Consider the following 20,350-nt stretch of genomic DNA (forward strand, 5'->3'; position numbering starts at 1 on the left):
CGGGTCCTCGGTGGCCGCGTCGAGAGCGGCTTCGAATAGGTCCAGGAGGGTTTCGGAGTTGCGTGATTGAGCGCCAAGATCGCTCAACCGGGCGTCACTATACGAGAGTTCGTGTTCGAGAGTGAGGGATTCGCTTGCCCTAATGGGGAATTGCGAGAGGAAACTTTTGAACGGGTGGGGCGGAGGGGGCTGTCCCATGGGTGGCGCCGGGCTGCTGCGGCGTGGCGGCGGCGGACGGCGTGGGTGCGCGAGAGGAACGGGGGCCTCTCTGTGTTGCGGGCCGGGGGCGGCTCAGGCGATTCCACGCCCCGGCCGCCCCGCTGTCATGGGTCCGGCGTCACAATCCCGGCCGCGGAAACTGGCCCGCCGGACCAATGCGCGTGCGTCCTGCCCCCCGGACCAGTCGGACCGGTCAGTCTTGGTCTCCCGGCCCAGTGCCGAGGAGCGGCCGGAGTCTCTTCATAGTGAGGAGACCCGGCAGCCGCACACGCAATGTGCGGTGAGCGGCGCGTCGGCCCGGTACCCGCGTTCCCGGAGGCAGCACTGGAGACATCCCTGGCGGCCGCGGTGGCCGCGGTGGCCGCCACCGCGTCCGCCACGTCGTACTCGCCCGCCATGTCGTATGCGCAGGCCATGTCGTATACGCAGGCCGGTCCGACGGTTCCGCAGGTCCGTCGCCGACCGTGCGCCGGCCTCCCTGCGCGCGCCGACGCCAGTTCGCGACGCCGACGCCGGTTCACCACGCCGACGCGGTAACACCCGAGCCACGAAGAAAGACCCGAACGTGTCCCAGCCTCCCTCCCTGCTCCTGCGCTCCGCGACGGTCGTCGACACCCGCACCGGCTCCGGTCGGCCCGGGACCGACGTGCTGGTCCAGGACGGTGTGATCACCGCTGTCGGACCGGGGCTCGCCGCACCCGTCGGCGCCGCCGTCGTCGAAGCGCGCGGCCGCTACCTCGTCCCCGGCTACAACGACATGCACGCCCACCCGCTGGGCCGCGGCGGCGACGTGGCGGCTGCCCTCGAGCTCATGCTCGCCCACGGCATCACCGGCTACCGCCAGATGTCCGGCGACCTCGCCCTGCTGGGGGCGCGTGCCACGGGCCGGCTGGTCTTCCCGCAGGCGTCACCGGCCCTGCTCGCCATGCCCGGACCGCTACTGACGATGCTCAACACGGCCACCGCGGAACAGGCCGCCGCGACCGTTCGCGAACAGGTCGAGGCGGGCGCTGACTTCGTGAAGTCCGCCGCGATGACCAAGGAGCGCTTCTTCGACGCCCAGGCCGAGGCCCTGCGGCTCGGGGTGCCGATCGTCGGCCATCTTCCCGGCGGCATCGACGTTCTGCGGGCCTCGCGCATCGGCATGAAGTCCATCGAGCACTTCGGCTCGGGCCTCGGCGTCCTGGCGTGCTGCTCCACCGAGGAACACGCCGTCCAGCAGGCCGCGGGCGAGCGTCAGCGGCTCAGTCTGCCCGGCGTCGGGCTGCCGTTCATGGACCGGGCCGTGAACGCGATCATGCGGCGTGTGGTGCTCAACCCGGTCCTCCTCAACAAGCCCGAGGACATCGCGGTCGTGGACCACGCCGCGCGCACCTACGACGACGGCCGCACCCGCGAACTCGCCGAGCGCTTCGCCGCGGACGGCACCTGGCACGTGCCCACCCTGATCCGGCAGAGGACCAGCAAGCTCTGCGACGACCCCGCGTTCGCGACCGACCCCGACCTGCGCTACATGTCTCCAGGCACCCTGAAGACCTGGAACCGCGTCCTGGCCCGGTTCCGCAAACGGTTCACTCCTGAGCAGCTGGCCGTCCTCGCCGCCTCCCACCGCTACGAGTACCGGATGGCGCGGGTCTTCGACGAGGCGGGGGTACGGATGCTCGTCGGCACCGACTCCTCCGGAGCGGTCTGGGTCGTCCCCGGCGCGGCGCTCCACGACGAGATCGACCTGCTCGCCGAGGCGGGCATCCCGCCGCTGCGACTGCTCCAGATGCTCACCCTCGACGCGGCGGAGTTCCTGGACAGGACGGACTCCATGGGCACCGTCGAGCCCGGCAGGAACGCCGACCTCGTCCTCCTGGACGCCGACCCGGTGGACGACGCCGCCAACCTGCACCGCGTCAGCGGTGTCGTACGGGCCGGTACGCACCACTCCGCGGAGGCCCTCGCCGGCATCAAGGACCGCATCGCGGCAGCCCGGTCCGTCGACTGACGCCGCGGCGGGACTTGTACGCTTCCCGCATGGTGATCGCGACGGTCCGTGAGTGGCACGACGAGGAAGGGTGGGGTGTGCTCGACTCCCCCGAGACGCCCGGCGGCTGCTGGGCCCACTACTCCCACATCGAGATGCGCGGCTTCCACACGCTGTCGCCGAAGCAGCGGGTCGACCTGCGGTGGGAAGCCCCCGGCTTCCAGCAGGACGGGTACGACTACCGGGCGTTGTCGATCGTGCCCCGGTCGGACTGACAGGCTCGCCCGCTCTTGATCTGGAGCGCGCTCCAGGTCCTCCTGGAACTAGTCCTTCTCGACGGCCGTGCGCAGGGACTGCGCGGTGCGGTCGATGTGCGCGGCGAGCAGTTCGGCCGCCGCGTCGGCGTCCCTGCGCAGTACGGCGTCCAGGAGGCGCTGGTGTTCGCCCGCCACGTCGCGGTCGGTGTCCTTACCCACCGGCACCGTCCAGCGCCGGTACAGCGTGGCCGCGTCGCGCAGGCCCGCGGCCACGGCGAGCAGCCGTGTGTTGCCGCACGCCTCCAGCAGGGTCTGATGGAACCGCTCGTGCACCTCGAACCAGTCGCTGTTCATGCTGCCGTCCGCCCGCAACGGCGACACACCGGCCAGATGGTGGTGGGCTGCCACCACGTCGGCCTCCCAACGCAGGTCCCCACGCTCGACCGCCCGACGCAGCACCATCGTCTCGATCTCGATCCGGGCCTCGGTCAGCTCCTCGACGTCCCGCTCGGACACGGTCACCACGCTGAAGCCCTGCTGCGGAGCGGCCACCACGAGCCCCTGCTCCGACAGCCGTGTGAGTGCCTCACGCACCACCGACTGGCTGACGGAGAAGCGCTGCGCCAGCTCCACCAGACGCAGCCGCTGCCCCGGCGTGAACGTCCCCTGGAAGATGTCCTCACGGATCCGCGCGTACACGACCGCGCCTCTAGTCGCCTTCTCACCAGCCATGACAGGACATCGTAGCAATGGAACGATAATCTATCGATTATCGCTATCTGACTTCATAATCGTTATTTCTGTTCGAGACCGATGAAGCCGCAGCGCCTCTGTTGGCGTCCTCGTGGCATGGCAGGGACTGCCGGGGATGCGCCGGCCGTCACCAATGGGCGCTGCCCACCAGGTAGGTGATGACGATGACGACGGCCAGGATCAGCGCCGGAACGGCCAGGCCCTTCGTGATCGCGGTCATCGTGTGCGTGCCGCTCGCGGCCCGTTCCGTGTAGTGCTCCCGCCGTACCGCCACATCGTGCCGGGCGAACGCGCCCACGACGAGCGCCACCGCTGCGGTGATCAGACACACGGTGAGCGGCGGGAGGGCTCCGTGATCTCGGATGCTGTCCTCGATGTTGCCCTGGTGTCCTTGGTCGCTCCGCTCCGCGATGGCCACTGCAGCTGCCTGGACAGCCCATACGAGGGTGAGCACCGCCGTGACTGCGAGGGCGAGCGCGGCACCGGCCAGGACAACGGCGCGGCGGGACGGGGAGGGCGGCTCCGTGCGTGTCACGTCCGGGGTGGTCCGGGGCGGCTTCCCGGGCTGGGGCGGGATGCGCGGGGGCGCGACGACCACCGTCTCCCGCTCGCTGTCCGGCTTGGGCATCTCTCTTGTGACGTCGTCCGAGTGGCCGGCGCCGGGCTCGGGGGTCGGGCCGGCCACCGCCTGGACGCGGATCACCGACTCGTCGGCCACGCCCTTCAGCACCACCTCGCCGGACAGGGGCCCCTCGGCGGTCGGGGCGACGTGGACCTCGAGGCCGTCACGGGTCGGATCGACCCTGAGCCAGGACTGTTTGGGCTGGGCCAGGCAGTGGCGGGCCAGCGGCGGGCCCTGCATCGTCACGGACAGTTTGCGAGAGGGCGATCCGATCGGCACGCGGCCGAAGTCGAGGCGGTCGGGGGACGGGGCCAGCCGGATCTCGCTCAGGGCGTCGGACGCCAGGTCGGCGATCTGCTGGATGTCGTTGCGCGCGACCTCCTCCAGATGCTGACGCGCGCCTTCCGCCATGGGCAGTTCGGGGCGCAGAAGCCGTTTGCGCAGTTCCATCACGGCGCCCTGCCGTGTGATGACGTCTTCGCTGTTCATGGCCGCCTGGAGGGAGGTCGGCGAAGGAACGGCGACGATCTTGATACGCCCGCGGCGGCTGTGGGCCAGAACCAGTTCCCCGTGCATCTCCGCCGCCTTCTTGGGCGTCTGATGGGGGTTCTGCTCCCGTACGTGCCGGTAGACGTACTCGTACAGGTCGTCGAGCGAGACATTACCGTCGGCGTCCAGGTCGGCCTCGCCGGTCTCCAGGCCCTCGACCACCGCGTGGGTGAACAGCGAGGGCCGCGGGCCGGAGTTCTCGGCGAGCTGGCTGCCCTCGAAGGCGTACTCCATGGAGTCGGACGCGGTGATGACGGCCCAGCCCCGCCCGGTGGCCGGTTCCTCCTTCGCGAAGGACTCCAGGACGTTGACGTCCCCGGACGCGCGCACCGAGGCCGATCCCCGGGAGAACGCGCCGCCGTAGCAGCAGTCGAGGAACAGGACGGTGCGGCCCGCCCGGGTGCCGGACATGCAACTGCGGACGAACTGGGAGGCGACGGCCGTGGCGGCCAGCAGCGGGGGCTCGGTGTCGCTGGCGGCGAAGTACAGTTCGCCGGACTCGCTCTTGAGGCCGTGGCAGGAGAAGTGCAGCAGGAGTGTGTCGGCGCGACGCCGGTCGATGAAGAAGCGCTGGATGCGTCTGCGCATCAGGTCGGCCGAGGCGTTGTGCACGACCTCCACCTCGAAGTCGCCGATCTGCGGGTCGTGCAGCACCCTCTCGAGCGCCGCGGCGTCCTGCGCGGGGGCCTTCAGCTTCTTGAGTCCCTGGTCGGCGTACCGGTCGTTGGCGATGATCATCGCGTGTCTGGAATCCGTCATGGTTCGGCTCCGGCGACGGAGTGGCGCTGGACGAAGATCCTGAACGCCTCGGCGACCTGATCGTCGGTCGCCTCGGACACCTCCAGGACGTCCTCGCCCATCTGGAGACGCAGGGAAGGATGGGTGTCCTGGCGCCGTCCGAGCCACGACCGGATCACGGTCATCACCTGGTTCAGGGCGGTCGCCGAGCTGCCCAGGCTCACCAGCAGGGCACCGATCTGCGTGACGTCCACGGCCCGTGCTCCGGCAGGGACCTCCCCGCCGGGGAGCGCCGTGACGTCGTCCACGTCGAGATCGAGCAGTTCGTCGCGCAGATAGCCGGTCAGTTCCTCGACGCGTTCGGCTTCCGCGTCCTCTTCGGTGAGGAGGATGTGCAGTGTGTTCTCCACCGGGTCAGCCCCTTTGCTACGTGCTCGTCGGGGCGGCGCAGAGTCGGGCCCTCGGTGGCTCTACGTCATCATTTCCAGTTTGTGCTGCTCAGAGCCGGGCGGCAAGTCGCCGAGGACGGAATGAATTTCACGGTTCAACCGTACGATTACTCGTTCAACGGTCCGATTGTCCGTTCAACCTACGTGCGGGTGCCGAGCCGGCGACCCGGGTACGGTGACGCCGTCGGGCAACGGTCACTTGCGCTTCCACGGAGCGCGGTGTGCCGCCGGGGACGGCTGCCAGAGGAGACGTTCCCCGGTCGCGCGGGCGATGACGCGCAGATGGGGGCCCGTGTTGCCGACGTACCAGAGGGATCTCTCCTCCGGCCGCCAGACATAGGCGGGAACACCCCCGTCCAGCAGACCCGGCAGACGTGGCTCGTCGAGTGCCACGGCCGAGAACTCGTACAGCGCCGGCAGACGCGGGGCGATCACCCCGTAGTCGAGCATCCGGGCGATGGCGTGTTCGTCGAGGATGGTCTCCCTGGTGGGCGTGATCACCGGGTACTCGGACGGAAACGAGCGGCCGAGGTCGAGGAACCACTTCACCGTCCGGGAGCGCGGGTCCACCAGCCGGGGCCCGAACCCGGCCAACCGCCCCAGTGCCAGCCGCGGTTCCACGAGCATGGCGTGGGTGAACAGGACACGCAGCAGGGCGACGTTGATCATGAATCGCTCCACCTGCGACTCGGCCGCCGCCAGGTCCTCGTGGCGGAGGTAGCCGGACACGATGCTGGCGTTGTGGGCGCGGTACCAGGAGGCGGGCGAGGGAGAGCGGATGCACCGCATCCAGTACTCGACGCTTTTCGAGCGCGGCTCGCCTCGAACGCCGGCGCACAGCAGGCTCGCCTCCACCTTGTCCCTGAGAAGCTCCTCGTTGACGGAACGCCACCACGCGCTGCCCGGAGGGTCCGAGAACTCCGGCGCGAGCACTCCCCGCGCTGCGGACCAGCGCAGAAAGCTCAGTTCCGCGTGGCCGTAGCGGCGCAGGGGTCCGGAGGAGTCCGTGTAGAAGTCCCGTGCCAGCGCCACGCGTCCGTGTACGTCGTCCCGCACCGGCGCGATCCGGGCCTCCGCGCGAGACTCTGCGTCAGACACGACTCTCCAATCGGACCGCGGACGGGTGACGGCATCGGCACTCTCAGGACCAGCGCCTTCACCGGCGGGCCGGGACGGGGCGCACGGCACGACGGTATCGCGATCACCACCGATCCGAAGGAGGCGACCGGTCGCGACGCGGCCAGTTCATGACTGAACGCAGGCGGCGATGTGGGGTCGTTCGCCGTCGCCGGGCGAGGCCGAGGTCTCGGACGTCACCGCGGTTCCCGGGGACGCGGTCGGGCGGGAGCTGCTCGGGATGATCCCCGAGGCCGCGCGGCCCGAGGACGAAGCCGCGTTCCTGGAGGAGTCGGTCGCCGAGCGCCGGGTGGTCGCCGGGCTGAAGGTGGACCGGCTCCACGGCACGGCGCTCGACGTCGACGGATGGGACGACGGTCCGCTGGTGCCCGGCCGACCGCGGCGGGGCCGGCCACCGGGGCCGTGGCCGGACGGACGGTCGTGGCGGGAACCGTGGTGGGGACCCGGGTCAGAGGATTCCCGCCCGGCCGGCGGCGGTGATCCAGGACGGGAACTCGGACAGCAGCCGGTCGTAGAGCTCCTGGTCCGGGACGGTGCTGATGTCGTCCACCGCGAAGAAGCCCACGTTGTCGACGCGTCGGCCGGGCAGGGTGTCGAACCGTTCCAGGACACCGTAGTTGGAGCGGCCGAGGCCGACGAACTGCCAGAAGATGGGCTCCTCGACCGCCTCGCGCAGTTCCTTCTCGATCGCCGCGTCGCGGTAGACGCCGCCGTCGGAGAAGAACAGCACAAGAGTGCCGACCGGTGCCGGGTTCTCCCGCACATACGCCCTGACCTCGGCGATCGCCTTCTGCTCCTCGTTCTGGATGCCGACCGCCCGCATGTCGACCTGCCCCGGCTCCATTCCCCTCCTGGGCTTCTTGCGCCGGAGCAGACCGATCTCCCCCACCCGCACATGCAGGCGCAGCCACTCGGGGAGCTCGCCCAGCCGCAGGTCCGGCAGCCGGGCCGGGTTGCTGGCGAAGGTCCAGGCCTGCATCTCGCCGTCGTCGTCGAGCTGTGCCGCGACCGCCGCCATCCGCTCCACGACGTCCGTCACCACGCCGCCCGAGTACAGGAACGACATCGAGCCGGAGGCGTCCAGCACCAGGATCACCCGTGCGGTGACGCCGGTCGCGCCGTGCTTCCTGAGGCTGACCGCGACCTGTTCCTTGCGCAGGGACAGCCGTTTGCGCATGTCCACGGGGAGTTGCTCCTCGCCCTTGAACAGGCGGGGACCGGATGCCGGAGCCGACGGCGTCGGAGCCGCCGGGACGGGCGGCGGCTGGACGGCTGCCGGGCGCGGAGTGACGGTGGCCGCCGGGGGCGGGGTGACCGCGGCCGGAGGTTCCTCGTCGACGGTGATCCCGAAGTCGGTGGCCAGGCCCGCGAGTCCGGAGGCGTAGCCCTGGCCGACGGCCCGGAACTTCCAGCTCCCCTGGCGCCGGTAGAGCTCACCGCCGATGAACGCCGTCTCCGTGCCGGCCGTCATCTCGAACCGGGCGATCTCGGCGTGGCCCGCGGCGTCCAGGAGCCTCAGGGTGAGACCGGTGACCTGGCCGAAGGTGCCGCCGTCGGCCGACGCGCACAGCATCACGCGCGCGATGCCGCCCTCCAGCACGCCGAGGTTCACCTCGACCGTGTCGGTCATGACCCCGCCGACGGCTCGTTTGCCGATGTGGGTCACGGCGCCGGAGGTGTGCCGGGGCTGGTTGTAGAAGACGAAGTCGCCGTCGTCACGGACCCGTCCGGCCTCGGTCAGCAGCAGGGCCGACGCGTCGACGTCCGGCCCGCCACCACGCTCGGACCAGCTGAGTTCGGCACGGACGACGGAGGGGGCCACCGGCAGGTTGGAGCCCTTGCTCATGGATCGCGCTGTCATGGGGCCCAGTCTGCCGAGTCGGCGGCGCTCGGGCACCCCTGGGGCACGGGTTTCCCCGGGGTCGGATTGACCGTGCGTCGGCTGACCGGCCACGGCCCGGACACAGTGCGCACACCCCTGCACGTGTGTCCGGGTGTGTCCGTCAGCGCACCAGCGGTCCGCCCACCACGTCCAGTACGGCCCCGCCGAGCAGCCCGAGGACGACGGATCCGGCCGCCGCCCCGTACGCCACCACGGCGGCCGACCGTGACGTCGCACCCGGGCCCGCCACGCCCCCGCCGTCCGCGCGCGCCACGAACGCCGGCGCGATCCACCTCAGGTAGTAGAAGAGGGAGGCCACCGTGTTCACGGCCGCGACGACCACCAGCCAGGCGTAGCCGCCGTCGACGGCCGCGCTGAAGACCTCCAGTTTGCCGAGGAACACGGCGGTCGGGGGCGTGCCCACCAGGCCCAGCAGGCAGACGACGAGAGCCGCCGGCAGGGCCGGGTGCGTCCGGGCCAGGCCACGGTAGTCCTCGACGGTCCGGGCGCCGGGCAGCGCGCAGACGACGGCGAAGGCCCCGAGGTTGGTCAGCGCGTAGGCGGCCAGGTAGAACAGCAGCGCCTCCTGGTCGAGTTCGGCGCGCCCGGCGACGGCCACGGGGAGCAGGAGGTAGCCGACCTGGCTGATCGCGGAGTACGCGAGCAGGCGTTTGACGTCCCGCTGGAAGAACGCGGCCAGGTTGCCCAGGGTCATCGAGGCGACCGAGAGCACGGCCACCAGATCGCCCCACGGCAGACCGGCCCCGGAGAGCGGCACGGCGCCGAGCCGGTAGAAGGCCACGAGGGCGCCGATCTTGGGGATCGTGGTGAGGAACGCGGCGACGGGCGCCGCGCTGCCCTGGACGGCGTCCGGTACCCAGAAGTGGCCCGGCACGGCTCCGGCCTTGAACAGGACACCGGCGAGCAGGGGGATCGCACCGGCGGCCACCAGCGCGGTCGGTGCCTCGGCGAGCGCGATGCGCAGCGAGGGGTACGCCGTGGTGCGCCCGGCGGCGAGCAGGACGGTGACGCCGGTGAGCATCAGCACGCCGAGCAGCGCGCCGACGACGTAGTACTTGAGCGCCGCCTCGGTTCCGGGGGCGTCCTTGCGGAACCCGGTGAGCGCGTAGGCGGGGACGCTGGCCAGGAGGTAGCCGGCCGCGAGGAGGAGCAGGTCCTGGGCTCCGGCCATCATCAGCGCTCCGGCGACGGCGAGTTGGAGAAGGACGTAGAACTCCGTCTCGCGCGGGTGGGCGCGTACGCGCGGCGCGGCCAGGGCGAGGACGAGGAGGGTGGCGCCGAGGATGACGATCCTGCCGGTGGCGGTGAGCGTGTCGAGCGCGAAGGACTCGCCGAAGGCCGTCTCCACGGGGCCGGCGGCCGTCGCGGCGGCGACGATCCCCGCGGTGCAGGCGACGCCGGCCAGGGCCCCGGTCAGCCATTGGCGGTGACGCGGCAGCCATGCGCCGAGCAGCAGGCCGAGCACGGCCGAGGCGGCGAGCAGGACTTCGGGCAGGAGGTCGACGGGGTTCTCGTTCATCCCGGTCATCTCGTTCATCGCGCGAGCAGCTCCAGCAGGGTGCGCGAGGCGGGTTCGACGACGTCCAGGACGAACCGGGGAGCGAGGCCGAGGACGACGCCCAGGGCCAGGAGCGGGACGATCGCGAGACCCTCGTGCAGGCGGATGTCCGGGAACGGCCGGTCGGTGCCCGGCGCGGCGAGCGGCAGCCGGAGCGGCCCGAGGAGCATCTGCTGGAGGGCGCGCAGGAACAGGCCCGCGGTGAGCAGGATCCCGAGCACGGCGATTCCCGTGGCCACCGGCCGCGGCCCCAGGCTCCCGGTGAGGATCTGGAACTCGGCGATGAACCCGGAGAACCCCGGCAGCCCCAGCGAGGCGAAGGCGGCCAGTCCGGTCAGCGCGGCGAACACGGGGGCCCGTCCGGCGATGCCGGAGTAGGCGGACATCCGGTACGTCCGTCCGCGCTCGTACAGCACGCCGGACAGCAGGAACAGGGCGCCGGTCAGCAGCCCGTGACTGACCATCTGGAAGACGGAGCCGGTGACGGCGAGGCGGCGCGCCTCCTCCGGCCCGGTGCCGACGGCACCGGCCGCGCCGATCGCCAGGACGATGTAGCCCATGTGGTTGACGGAGGTGTACGCGATCATGCGCTTGAAGTCGGTCTGGGCGAGGGCGACCAGCGCGCCGTGGAGCACGGAGACGACGCCGATGACGACGAGGACGAGCGCGTACTCCCGCCAGGCGTCGGGCAGGACGGGCATGGCGACGCGCAGGAACCCGTAGGTGCCCATCTTCAGCAGCACCCCGGCGAGGATCGCGGACCCCGCGGCCGGGGCTTCGGTGTGGGCGGGCGGCAGCCAGGTGTGGAAGGGCACGGTCGGTGTCTTGACCGCGAGTCCGACGGCGACGGCGAGCAGGACGAGGGCGCCGTACGTCGCGCGCCCGGCCAGGGGGTCGGCGGCCGTCAGCTCGACGATGTCGAAGGTGTGCGGGTCGGCGGCCAGGTAGAGGCCGATGAAGCCGAGCAGCAGGGCGAGGGAGCCGGTGAAGGTGTAGAGGAAGAACTTCAGCGCGGCCCGCGCGGCGCCCCGGTGTCCCCACCCGGCGATGACGAAGTACATCGCCACGATGGACAGGTCGAAGAACACGAAGAACAGGATCAGGTCGAGGGCGACGAAGAGGCCGAGGCAGGTGGTCTGGAGGAACAGGAACAGGGCGGCGAACTCCCTGGGCCGTCGCGTCTCGCGCCGGGCGTAGAGCGCGCAGGCGAGGAACAGCACGCAGGTGACGGCGACCAGCGGCAGGGACAGGCCGTCGACCCCGACGTGGTAGCTGATGCCCGCGCTGGGGATCCAGCGTGCCCGGGTCTCGTACTGCATCCCGCCGCCCTGCTGGTAGCCCGCCCAGACGATCACCGTCAGGATCAGGTCGGCGGCGGCGGTCGCCGTCCAGATCCACCGGAACAGGGCGGCGGGCGCGCCGCGCGGCACGCACAGCAGAAGGGCCGCGACGGCGGTGGGCAGCAGGACGATGGCCGTGAGCACGGCGGTCACCTCACGAGGACGAGGACGACGGCGAGCAGGGTGAAGGCGGCGACCGCCTGGGCGAGGTACTGGTGCAGTTGCCCGGTCTGCGGCCGGCGCGCCCAGCGCCCGAGCACCCGGGCACCGGCCGCCACGCCCTCCACGGCGCCGTCGACGAGCACCTCCACCCGGGCGTCGGTCCATCGCGCCAGCCGGACCGAGCCGCGGGCGGTGCCCTCGACGGCGCGGTCGAGGACCCGGTCGTCGAGGGCGGCGAGCAGACCGGCCAGGCGCAGCACCGGGCGGACCAGGAGCCGGTCCGCGACGGTTTCCAGGCGCAGCCACCGCGAGGCCCACGCGTCGGCCCGGCCGGGCAGGGCGAGGAGCCGCGGACCGCGGACCCAGACCACGGCGCAGACGGTGACCGCGAGGGCGCCGGAGACGACGAACTCTCCTGCGTGCGGGGCGGCTTGCGGACCGACGCCGAGCACCCGGTCGACCGCGTCCCGTACCGGCGGGAAGGACGTGACCGTGAGGGCGACGCAGGCGACGGCGAGAACGATCAGCGGCAGCCGCGCGGTGTACGGCGAGGGCCGGTCACGGTCGTGCCATTCGGGATGGTCACCGTCGTGCGGCGCGGGCCGGTCCCGGTCGTACACGGCAGGCCGGTCACCGTCGTGCGCGGCGGGAGCGGGCCGCCAGACGAACCACAGGGCCTTGGCGCTGTAGGCGGCGGAGATCACCGCGGCGGCCAGCCCGACGGCGTACAGCGCCGTGCTGTCCTCCAGGGCTCCGGCGAGGAGCACGTCCTTGGCCGCCCAGAGCGCCAGGGGCGGGACCCCGGCGAGGGACAGGGCCGCGACGCCGAACGTGATCCCGGCCGTGCGGTACCGCCGGGCGGCGCCCCGCAGCGCCGGGAGTGCCTTGGTGCCGAGCGCCGTCAGCCAGGCGCCCGCGACGAGGAAGGCGAGACTCTTCGCGGCGGCGTGCGCGATGAGCTGCAGGGTTCCGCCGGTGACCGCTCCCGCCCCGGCGGCGAGCACCATGAAGCCGATCTGGGCGCAGGTCGAGGCGGCGAGCAGTTGCTTGAGGTCGGTCTGCGCGACGGCGACCAGGCCGAGCGCCACCGCCGTCACCGCTCCCGTCCACGCCACCACGGGCCCGCCCCAGCCGGACCGCGCGAGCAGCGGCTCCAGCCGCAGCAGCAGATACGCCCCGGCCACGACCATGGTCGCCGAGTGCAGCAGGGCGGAGACCGGGCTCGGGCCCTGCATGGCTCTGGACAGCCAGAAGCTGAACGGAAGTTGGGCGGACTTGCCGAACGCGGCCGCGATCACACCGGCGGTGACGACGTCCGCCCAGGCGCCGGTCAGGTCGGGGAGCGCGTCGAGGCCGAGGGACTCGGCGGATCCGCCGGCCAGGGCGGCTCCGGCGGCGAGGTAGAGGCCGAGGTCGGCGGCCCGGGTGGTGAGAAAGGACGTGTTGGCGGCGGCGCCGCGTTCGGGGTCGCGCCACCAGTAGCCGATCAGCGCCCAGGACGTGGCGCCCATGACCTCCCATGCCATCAGCAGCACGGTCAGGGTGGTCGCGGTCACCGTCGTCAGCATCGCCCCGGTGAACAGCAGCATCAGCCCGAAGAAGCGGGCGCGTGGCTCGCCCGGTGCGATGTCCGCGACGCCGAAGAGGAGGACTGCCGAGCTCACCGCCGTGACGGTGACGGCCATGAGGCCCGACAGACCGTCGACCGCCAGCCCGGCGGGCAGCCCCTCCAGCAGCGGTGCCTCGGCCCGGGGGTGCTCGAAGGCGACCGTGACGGCGAGGCCGAGCGCGGTGACCGTGGTGCCGACCGCGACGCCGGGCGCGTACCGGTCCGCCGGACGGCCCACGGCCGCGAGCAGCGTGCCCACCGTCAGCGGCAGCGCGACGAGCGCCCACAGCAACGCGCTCACTCCCTCAGCTCCGCCGCCATGTCGGTCATGTCGACCTCGCGCGCCCGGAACAGCGCGGTGACCACGGCGAATCCGAGAGCCATCTCCACGGCCATCACCGTGACGGCAAGGACCACCAGTACCTGTCCGTCGGCGGCGGCCGGGGCGATGTAGTGCCAGACGGCCGCCGCGCCGACGATGATGCCGCCCAGCATCAGTTCGAGCCCCATCATCAGCATCACGATCGACTGCTGTGTGAGCGCGCCGAACAGGCCGACGCTGAACAGCGCGGCGGCCAGCAGCAGGAACAGCTCCAGGTTCATCGGCCGATCCCTCCGCGGACCGGGTCGTCGGCCGTCCGCGCCTTCAGGTCGTCGCCGAACCGGTCGTAGCGGCCCCGGCGGGTGGCCAGGACGACGCTCGCGACGATGGTGGCGAACAGGGCGAGTCCCAGGGTCATCATGGTCAGCATCTGAGGACCCATCAGCGACAGGCCGAGGTCCATGGCCGGGTCGGCCGACTGCCCGCCGCGCCGCGGCGGCCAGGGCGCGAGAACGATCCCCGCGGCGAGCAGGACGAAGAGCGCCGCGCAGATCCAGGCCGCGCCCTGCTTGTTGTGGAGCATGGTCATCGGCATGAGCCCGGCCGGATTCATCATGTACATCACCATGAACACCGCCATGAGGGCCATCTCGATCGTCATCATCAGCACGATCACGACACCGAGGTAGTCCAGTCCGAGCAGCAGCACCTCTCCGCCCACGCACAGCAGCGAGGTGAGCAGGGCGAACGTCGCCCGCGCCATGGAGTCGAACCGGAACACCATGACCGCACCGGCCACGGCCGGCAGGGCGAGCGCCCAGAAGATCACGCCGTCGGACACGGGTGGCACCTCGCTCTCACCGGTTGATCACGACCACGGCGACGAAGAGCGCCTGGAGCAGCGACAGCGGCACCAGCACCATCCACGCCACCTCCATGTACCGCTCCATGCGCGCCACCGGCAGCGCCCGCCGCGCGGCCACCAGCAGGGCCAGGACGGCGGCGGTCTTCAGCAGCGTCCACGCCCAGCCCGGCAGCAGCGGGCCGTGACCGCCGCCCAGGAACAGCGGCACACTGAACCCGGCGGTCACCACCAGCAGCAGCCACCGCCCGCCGAGGAGCACCAGCCGGTCCGCGCCGGCCAGTTCGGCCGCCGCCCCACCGGCCGCGTCCCGGGCGAGGGGGTACGCGAACGGCCCCCAGAACGCCATCGCGAGCGCGCTCAGCAGATAGACGACGAACGCGACGGGCATCCACACCACGAACCACACGCCGTCCTGCGCCGCGACCACCTCCCCGACCCGCAGGGACCCGGCTCCCAGCGCGGCCGTGGTGATCGCGAACATATGGGGGAGTTCGTACGCCAGCCCCTGCGCGAGGAAGCGGTACCCGCCGATCAGCGACAGCGCGGAGTTCGGCCCCCAGCCCGCCAGCCACACGGCCGCCCACGCCAGGGCTTCCATCGCGTTGAACCACACGATGCCGACGGACGGATCGCTCACCGCGCGAAACCCCCAGGGCAGCACCGCTCCCGCGAGCACCGCGGCGACCGGGACCAGCACCACTCCCAGCCTGCCGAGCAACCGGTCGGACACCGTCGTACGGCGGGGCTGCTGGACGAGCAGGCGCAGGGTTTCACGCAACGGCTCCAGCGCCCGCAGCGCGGTCCCCCGCGTGCTCCCGGCGCGTCCGCGCTCGGCCGACGCCGACAGCGCCGCGTCGAATCCGGCCGTGACCACGGCGGCGACGGACAGGACGGCGGGAAGGGCGACGGCCGCCCACAGGGGCGCTGCGTCAGGCATGGGCCCCCTCGGTCACCGGTGCGAGCGCGAGTTCTTCGAGGTCGGGGTCCAGGCTGGCCAGGATGATCCGCGCGCAGGCGAACTCGGAGCCGGTCAGCAGTCCGGGGAGGACGTCGAGCAGCGCCGCCGAGGGCGGTCGTGGTCCGTCGAGCCGGCCGCGCGGGCCCGTGCGGTCGTCGGGCGGCAGGGGCTGTGTGTCGTCGAGCCCTTCGAGGGCGGCCTCGATCTCGCTGAGCCACCTCAGCAACCGGTCGTGGGCGTCACCGTTCGCGGCGAGCGCCGGGCCGCTCACTCCGGCGGCGCGCGCCCGGTCGGCGGGCAGGTGCCCCAGTCCGGCCAGGGACCAGCGCAGCGGGCGGGACCGTCGGATTCGGCAGAGTGTCCGGTCCAGCTCGCCGCCCGCGCGCTCGCGCGGTGCCCCCGACAGCAGTTCGTCGCGCAGCCGTCGGCATCGCGCAGCGGCGTCGGCCCAGCCGGCCACGGCAAGGAGCCGCCCCGCGCTGTCCAGATGTGCGGCACAGCGCCGACGCGCCGCGTCGTCCCTGGTGACCTCGTCGCCCCGCGCGGCCCGCAGCCAGGGCTCGTCCCAGAAGGGCAGTCGATCGCCGCCGGGCGGCACGGGGACGTGGTCCACCTCGACGGCCTGGGCGACGTCTCCTTGCAGGGTGAGCCTGAGGACCAGCCCGGCCGGCCAGTCGGGCAGGGCGGGTCCGAGCGGGAGGTGCAGCTGATCGAGGGTCAGGGCGTCGCGGTCCTGGGCCCTCTCGGCCATCGGCAGACCGGCGATCTCGCCCATGGCGTGCATGTCGTGCGAGCCGTGCGCGTCATGCATGCCGTGCGTGCCCTGGGCGTCATGTGTGCCCTGCATGTCGTGTCCTGAGGGCTCCGGGTGGGCGTGGCCGCCGCCGCGTTCCGGAGGAGCCGTGTGCTGGGCCCGGTCGTCGCGGTCCGTCACCGCCCTGTCGATCAGCTCCCGGCGCGCCCTTCCGAGTGCGTGCGCCGACTGACCGCTTTCCGTCACGGCGACACGTACGGCAGGCTCCGGCATCGACTGCTCGACGCCGTCCAGCCACCGTGAGTCCCCCGGCCCGGGGGCGCCGCAGACGACCAGGAGATCCGCCGCGGCGGGCGTAGCGGCCGACGGCCACCCCAGTCGGCGTACCTCTCTCTCCACCTCGAGCCGCAGTGCCGTGGCTCCGGGCAGGGTGACCGCCAGGACGGCCGGACGGCTCATGGCCGTACGCCGGGCAAGGCGCCTCAGGTCCACCGCAGAGCCCCCTCGCGCCAGGCGTACGCCACCGCGGCGAACAGGATCCCGAGGAAGAGGAACATCTCCACGACCGCCGGGGTGCCCACCTCCGCGACGACCTTGGCCCACGGGTACATGAAGAGCATCTCCATGTCGAAGGCCAGGAAGATCATGGTGACCGGGTACCAGCGGACATGGAATCGGGACACGGCGTGCTCGCCCGGCCGGAGGCCGCCGGAGAAGGGACCTGTCTCGAGCGGGGACCGCTCGGCCGCCAGCCATCCGCGCAGCCCGTAGAGGGCGGCCAGACCGGCGCCGACCACGCCGAGAAGCACCAGCATCGGCTGCCACGGGTCCATCCCGCCCGACCTCCGTTCTCGGCGTCCATCCGCACATGGTGCGCGACCGGCGGGCCCAGCCCCGGCAGGCAGGGCCAAACCACCTGAAACTGTCGTATTCGGCCAGGGTGCCGGAGGCGGCTCCCCGCCGGTCCGCGGGCACGCCGTGGAGCGCGCCCGGCCTCGTCCGCCCCGGTGAACCTGGCACGGTCGCGTCGCGCGGTGCCGCCCGTGTCGCGCCGGACGCCCCCCTCCGCTCCGCCCGACGACGACCCGCGGGGCGACGTTCCGCTGTGCGCTGTATCTCACACGATGTGCTGACACGTACTGAACGAGCCCCGCGAATGGGAGGGTTGGCTACCGGATGCGAGGCCGCGACGACGCGGCGGCCGCCGCGGGCTCGAACGGCGGCGCACGGGGCGGCATCCGGCGGCGTGACAACGGAAGAGGGTGGGCACGGGGTGGAGTTCAGGCTGCTGGGGACGGTGTCCGTGCTGAAGGAGCCGGGCGAACTGCCGCTCGGCCCGGCCAAACGGCGCAGTGTCCTCGCCGCGCTGCTGCTGCGGGCCAACTCCGCCGTCCCGGTGGGCCGTCTGATCGAGGCGGTGTGGGAGGAACAGCCTCCCGCGCGCGCCCGTACGGTCGTCCAGGGCCATGTCTCGCGGCTGCGGGCCCTCTTCGACGAGCACGCGGCGGCGGAGTACGGCGTCGAACTGGCCACGCGCGGCACGGCGTACGAGCTGCGTCTGCCCGAGCAGCTGCTGGACGTGCACCGCTTCGAGGAACTGGTGCGCCTGGCCAGGGGCCACAAGCACCCGGCGGACGCCGTGCCGGTGTTCCGCGAGGCGCTGGGGCTGTGGCGCGGCCCCGCGCTGACGGGCACGGCGACGAGCGAGCCTCTCTCAGCCGCCGCCGAGGCACTGGAGGAGACGCGGCTCGGTGTCGTCGAGAACCTCGCCGCCGCCTACGGACGGCTCGGTGACCATGTCGCGGCGGCGACGCTCCTGCGCGCGGAGTCCGTGGCGCATCCGCTGCGCGAGTCGCTGGTGGCGGCGCTGGTGCTGGCCCTGTACCGGGCGGGCCGTCAGTCGGACGCGATGGAGTGCTACCACCGGACGAGGGCGCAGCTCGCGGAGGAACTGGGCGTGGATCCCGGTCCTGCGCTGCGCGCGGCCTATCAGGCCCTGCTGCGCGGTACCGGCCCGAACGGGCAGATGCCCGAGGCGCAGGCCGTCGCGGCCGGCCGGCCCGACGCGCACGGCGGCGCGGTGGCGCTTCTGAACGACCCAGGCGCCCCGTCGGGTGAGGTCGTGGAGGCGGTGCTCGCGGCGGAGGGAAGCGCGGCCGAGGGGTCGGTGCCGTTCCCGGCCCCGGACCTCCTTCCCCGCACCCCGCGGGGTTTCGTCGGGCGGGCGCAGGAGCTCGCCGCGCTGGACGCCGCCGTCGCGTCGGCCAGGATCGCGGTCGTCACCGGTCCGGCCGGGGTCGGCAAGACCGCGCTCGCACTGCACTGGGCGCACGAGCGCGCGGCGGCCTATCCGGACGGTGTGCTGTACGCCGATCTCCGGGGTTTCAGTCCGGACGAGGGGGTCGAACCGGGCGATGCGCTGCGCGAGTTCCTGGCCGCTCTCGGTGTGCCGCCCTGCCGTGTACCGGAGTCGGCGACCGCGGCGGCCGCGCTGTACCGCTCGCTCACCGAGAAGCTCGCCCTGCTCGTGGTCCTGGACAACGTCCGTGGCGCCGACCGGGCCCGGCCGCTGCTGCCGGCCGGTTCCCGGAGCGCGACCGTGGTGACGTCCCGGCTCCGGCTGGGCGGTCTGGTCGTCACCGAACTCGCCCGTCCGGTCCCTGTCGACGTCCTCGGGCCCGACGCGTCCACCGCCGTGCTCGCGGCGGCCGTGGGCCCCCGGGTCGACGCCGAGCCGTCAGCCGCCCGGCGGCTCGCCGCGCTCTGCGACGGTCTCCCGCTGGCGCTGCGGGTGACCGCCGCGCAGCTCGCCGCCCGGCCCGGCTGGCGCCTGTCCGACCTGGCCGTGGAGCTCGCCGACGAGCAGCGCCGGCTGTCGCTGCTGTCGGTGGACGACTCCGGGGGCTCCGGTTCGCAGGGGGTCGCCGCCGCGCTGCATCTGACCGTCGAGGGCCTGCCGGAGGAGGCCGCCCGGCTGTTCCGGCAGCTGGGGGTGCTGCCCGGCCCGGACCTGGACCGGGCCGCGGCCGCCGCGCTGATGGACCGGATGCCCACGGTCGCCGCCGAGGCCCTGGACCGGCTCTGCGACGCCCATCTGCTCACCGAGTACGCGCCCGGCCGCCACACGCTGCACGACCTGGTCCGGCTCTACTCCCGCGGCCTCGACGCCGACGAGGACGCGCTGCTGAGGCTGCTGGACCACTACACGGTCACCGCCCTGGCCGCCACGCGCGCCGCCGAGCCGGACGACCGGGCGTGCTGCTCCCTGCCGTCGAACGCCCGTCTGCCGCGCGCCGGAGCGCCGCTGTTCGCGGGCCGGGACGCCGCGCTGCTGTGGTACGCGGCCGAACGCGACAACCTCGCCGCCGCCGTCGCGGCGGCCCGTGCGGCCGGGCACCACGACCGTGCCTGGCGGCTGGGCATCCTGCAGTGGCCGTACATCCTGTGGAACGCGCACGACGGCTGGACGCCTCTCCTGGAGGACGCGGTCGACTCGGCCGCCCGCGCCGCCGACCCCGACGGCGAGTCCCGGGCCCGCGCGCTCGTCGGCTGGGTGCTCACCCAGGAGAACCGGCTCCAGGAGGCGCTGGGGCATCTGCGGCTGGCGCCCGCGCTCGCCGCGCGGGCCGGGGACGTGTCCAGCGAGGCGACCGCGCTGGTCAATCTCACGGTCGCGCTGGACAGATTCGGGGTGAGCGAGGAGTCCCTCGCGCACACCGCCAGGGCCGTGACGCTCGTGCGCGGCAGCGGGGACGTGATGACGGAGCTGCTGGCGCTGGAGCACCGCGCGCGCCAGCTGATCACCGTGGGCGACCCCGCGGGCGCGCTGGCCTGCGCGCGTGAGGGGCTCGCGCTGGACGGCGACACCACCAACGGTCTCGTGGGCATCCGGCACAGCATGCTGACCGCCACCGCCGGTGCGGCCTTGATGAGTCTGGGGAAGACCACCGCGGGCATGGCCGCGCTCACCCGGGCCCGCCAGCTGGCCTCGGCCCACGGTTACAAGGAGGGCGTGCAGCGGGCGGAGGCCGCCTTCCGACAGCTCGGCATCGCGACGGCAACGCGGCGTTAGCCGGGCGTTAGCCGGGCGGCAGACGAACGGCGAAACGCCCGGTGAGTCTGTGACCGACCACGAGGACGTCCCTGGACAGCGCCCGACCAGCGCGACCGGGGCACGTCACCG

Annotated in this window: 16 protein-coding genes and 1 pseudogene; 4 read left to right on the forward strand and 13 right to left on the reverse strand. The window is 72.7% G+C overall.

Annotation, left to right across the window (positions count from 1 at the left end; genetic code table 11):
• The first annotated feature begins 784 nt into the window (after nt 1–784).
• Together ACZ6SQ_RS17240 and ACZ6SQ_RS17245 are read left to right on the forward strand one after the other, a co-directional pair.
• Nucleotides 785–2,212 carry an amidohydrolase family protein gene (locus ACZ6SQ_RS17240; RefSeq protein WP_469562396.1) on the forward strand — a complete coding sequence of 476 codons (1,428 nt, stop codon included), beginning with the start codon at nt 785–787 and terminating at the stop codon, nt 2,210–2,212.
• A 29-nt stretch (nt 2,213–2,241) separates the two neighbouring features.
• A complete protein-coding gene (locus ACZ6SQ_RS17245) occupies nt 2,242–2,466 on the forward strand; it encodes a cold shock domain-containing protein (RefSeq protein ID WP_469562398.1) in 225 nt (74 codons plus the stop codon).
• Nucleotides 2,467–2,514: 48 nt separating this feature from the next.
• On the opposite strand, the gene ACZ6SQ_RS17250 is transcribed toward ACZ6SQ_RS17245, so the two are convergent.
• The 4 genes from ACZ6SQ_RS17250 to ACZ6SQ_RS17265 form a co-directional block, all read right to left on the reverse strand.
• Nucleotides 2,515–3,180: a GntR family transcriptional regulator gene (locus ACZ6SQ_RS17250; RefSeq protein WP_469562400.1), complete on the reverse strand. Its 666-nt coding sequence runs from the start codon at nt 3,178–3,180 to the stop codon at nt 2,515–2,517.
• Between the two features lie 148 nt (nt 3,181–3,328).
• Nucleotides 3,329–5,131, reverse strand: a complete 1,803-nt coding sequence (locus tag ACZ6SQ_RS17255; RefSeq protein ID WP_469562403.1) for a caspase family protein — start codon at nt 5,129–5,131, stop codon at nt 3,329–3,331.
• Nucleotides 5,128–5,520 carry a hypothetical protein gene (locus ACZ6SQ_RS17260; protein WP_386382489.1) on the reverse strand — a complete coding sequence of 131 codons (393 nt, stop codon included), beginning with the start codon at nt 5,518–5,520 and terminating at the stop codon, nt 5,128–5,130. Before ACZ6SQ_RS17260 ends, ACZ6SQ_RS17255 begins: the two co-directional genes overlap by 4 nt.
• 234 nt (nt 5,521–5,754) lie before the next feature.
• Nucleotides 5,755–6,657: a hypothetical protein gene (locus ACZ6SQ_RS17265; RefSeq protein WP_469562405.1), complete on the reverse strand. Its 903-nt coding sequence runs from the start codon at nt 6,655–6,657 to the stop codon at nt 5,755–5,757.
• Nucleotides 6,658–6,819: 162 nt separating this feature from the next.
• Between ACZ6SQ_RS17265 and ACZ6SQ_RS17270 the strand changes: the two are divergent.
• Nucleotides 6,820–7,042, forward strand: a pseudogene (locus ACZ6SQ_RS17270) (PPOX class F420-dependent oxidoreductase); the annotation flags it as partial.
• A 102-nt stretch (nt 7,043–7,144) separates the two neighbouring features.
• Here the strand turns inward: ACZ6SQ_RS17270 and ACZ6SQ_RS17275 are convergent.
• From ACZ6SQ_RS17275 to ACZ6SQ_RS17315, 9 genes are all read right to left on the reverse strand, one after another.
• Nucleotides 7,145–8,557: a VWA domain-containing protein gene (locus tag ACZ6SQ_RS17275; protein ID WP_469562408.1), complete on the reverse strand. Its 1,413-nt coding sequence runs from the start codon at nt 8,555–8,557 to the stop codon at nt 7,145–7,147.
• Between the two features lie 142 nt (nt 8,558–8,699).
• Nucleotides 8,700–10,127, reverse strand: coding sequence for an NADH-quinone oxidoreductase subunit N (locus ACZ6SQ_RS17280; RefSeq protein WP_469562668.1), 1,428 nt, complete (start codon nt 10,125–10,127; stop codon nt 8,700–8,702).
• A 5-nt stretch (nt 10,128–10,132) separates the two neighbouring features.
• On the reverse strand, nt 10,133–11,641 hold the full coding sequence (locus ACZ6SQ_RS17285; protein WP_469562410.1) for a complex I subunit 4 family protein: 1,509 nt from the start codon (nt 11,639–11,641) through the stop codon (nt 10,133–10,135).
• Nucleotides 11,642–11,646: 5 nt separating this feature from the next.
• A complete protein-coding gene (locus ACZ6SQ_RS17290; protein WP_469562411.1) occupies nt 11,647–13,569 on the reverse strand; it encodes an NADH-quinone oxidoreductase subunit 5 family protein in 1,923 nt (640 codons plus the stop codon).
• Entirely contained in the window at nt 13,566–13,871 is a 306-nt protein-coding gene (gene nuoK / locus ACZ6SQ_RS17295; protein ID WP_386382507.1) for an NADH-quinone oxidoreductase subunit NuoK, read from the reverse strand. Before nuoK ends, ACZ6SQ_RS17290 begins: the two co-directional genes overlap by 4 nt.
• Nucleotides 13,868–14,374 (reverse strand): NADH-quinone oxidoreductase subunit J, encoded by a 507-nt coding sequence (locus ACZ6SQ_RS17300; RefSeq protein ID WP_469562672.1) that lies wholly within the window; start codon nt 14,372–14,374, stop codon nt 13,868–13,870. Before ACZ6SQ_RS17300 ends, nuoK begins: the two co-directional genes overlap by 4 nt.
• A 73-nt stretch (nt 14,375–14,447) precedes the next feature.
• Nucleotides 14,448–15,392 carry an NADH-quinone oxidoreductase subunit H gene (locus ACZ6SQ_RS17305; protein ID WP_469562414.1) on the reverse strand — a complete coding sequence of 315 codons (945 nt, stop codon included), beginning with the start codon at nt 15,390–15,392 and terminating at the stop codon, nt 14,448–14,450.
• Complete coding sequence (locus tag ACZ6SQ_RS17310; RefSeq protein ID WP_469562417.1) at nt 15,385–16,626, reverse strand: hypothetical protein; 1,242 nt, start codon at nt 16,624–16,626, stop codon at nt 15,385–15,387. The genes ACZ6SQ_RS17305 and ACZ6SQ_RS17310 overlap by 8 nt, the downstream gene beginning before the upstream one ends.
• A gap of 23 nt (nt 16,627–16,649) precedes the next feature.
• Nucleotides 16,650–17,000, reverse strand: coding sequence for an NADH-quinone oxidoreductase subunit A (locus ACZ6SQ_RS17315; RefSeq protein ID WP_469562419.1), 351 nt, complete (start codon nt 16,998–17,000; stop codon nt 16,650–16,652).
• 440 nt (nt 17,001–17,440) lie between these two features.
• Between ACZ6SQ_RS17315 and ACZ6SQ_RS17320 the strand changes: the two genes are divergently transcribed.
• Nucleotides 17,441–20,239 carry an AfsR/SARP family transcriptional regulator gene (locus tag ACZ6SQ_RS17320; protein ID WP_469562421.1) on the forward strand — a complete coding sequence of 933 codons (2,799 nt, stop codon included), beginning with the start codon at nt 17,441–17,443 and terminating at the stop codon, nt 20,237–20,239.
• Nucleotides 20,240–20,350: the final 111 nt, after the last annotated feature.

The sequence above is a fragment of the Streptomyces sp. NPDC048600 genome, from assembly GCF_055587025.1.

Excerpts from the sequence above, each read along its gene's own strand:
- ACZ6SQ_RS17250 (WP_469562400.1), bottom strand. The coding sequence starts at position 3,180 with ATGGCTGGTGAGAAGGCGACTAGAGGCGCGGTCGTGTACGCGCGGATC.
- nuoK (WP_386382507.1), bottom strand. The coding sequence starts at position 13,871 with ATGAACCTGGAGCTGTTCCTGCTGCTGGCCGCCGCGCTGTTCAGCGTC.
- ACZ6SQ_RS17300 (WP_469562672.1), bottom strand. The coding sequence starts at position 14,374 with ATGGTGTTCCGGTTCGACTCCATGGCGCGGGCGACGTTCGCCCTGCTC.
- ACZ6SQ_RS17245 (WP_469562398.1), top strand. The coding sequence starts at position 2,242 with ATGGTGATCGCGACGGTCCGTGAGTGGCACGACGAGGAAGGGTGGGGT.
- ACZ6SQ_RS17280 (WP_469562668.1), bottom strand. The coding sequence starts at position 10,127 with ATGACCGGGATGAACGAGAACCCCGTCGACCTCCTGCCCGAAGTCCTG.
- ACZ6SQ_RS17310 (WP_469562417.1), bottom strand. The coding sequence starts at position 16,626 with ATGAGCCGTCCGGCCGTCCTGGCGGTCACCCTGCCCGGAGCCACGGCA.
- ACZ6SQ_RS17255 (WP_469562403.1), bottom strand. The coding sequence starts at position 5,131 with ATGACGGATTCCAGACACGCGATGATCATCGCCAACGACCGGTACGCC.
- ACZ6SQ_RS17275 (WP_469562408.1), bottom strand. The coding sequence starts at position 8,557 with ATGACAGCGCGATCCATGAGCAAGGGCTCCAACCTGCCGGTGGCCCCC.
- ACZ6SQ_RS17305 (WP_469562414.1), bottom strand. The coding sequence starts at position 15,392 with ATGCCTGACGCAGCGCCCCTGTGGGCGGCCGTCGCCCTTCCCGCCGTC.
- ACZ6SQ_RS17315 (WP_469562419.1), bottom strand. The coding sequence starts at position 17,000 with ATGGACCCGTGGCAGCCGATGCTGGTGCTTCTCGGCGTGGTCGGCGCC.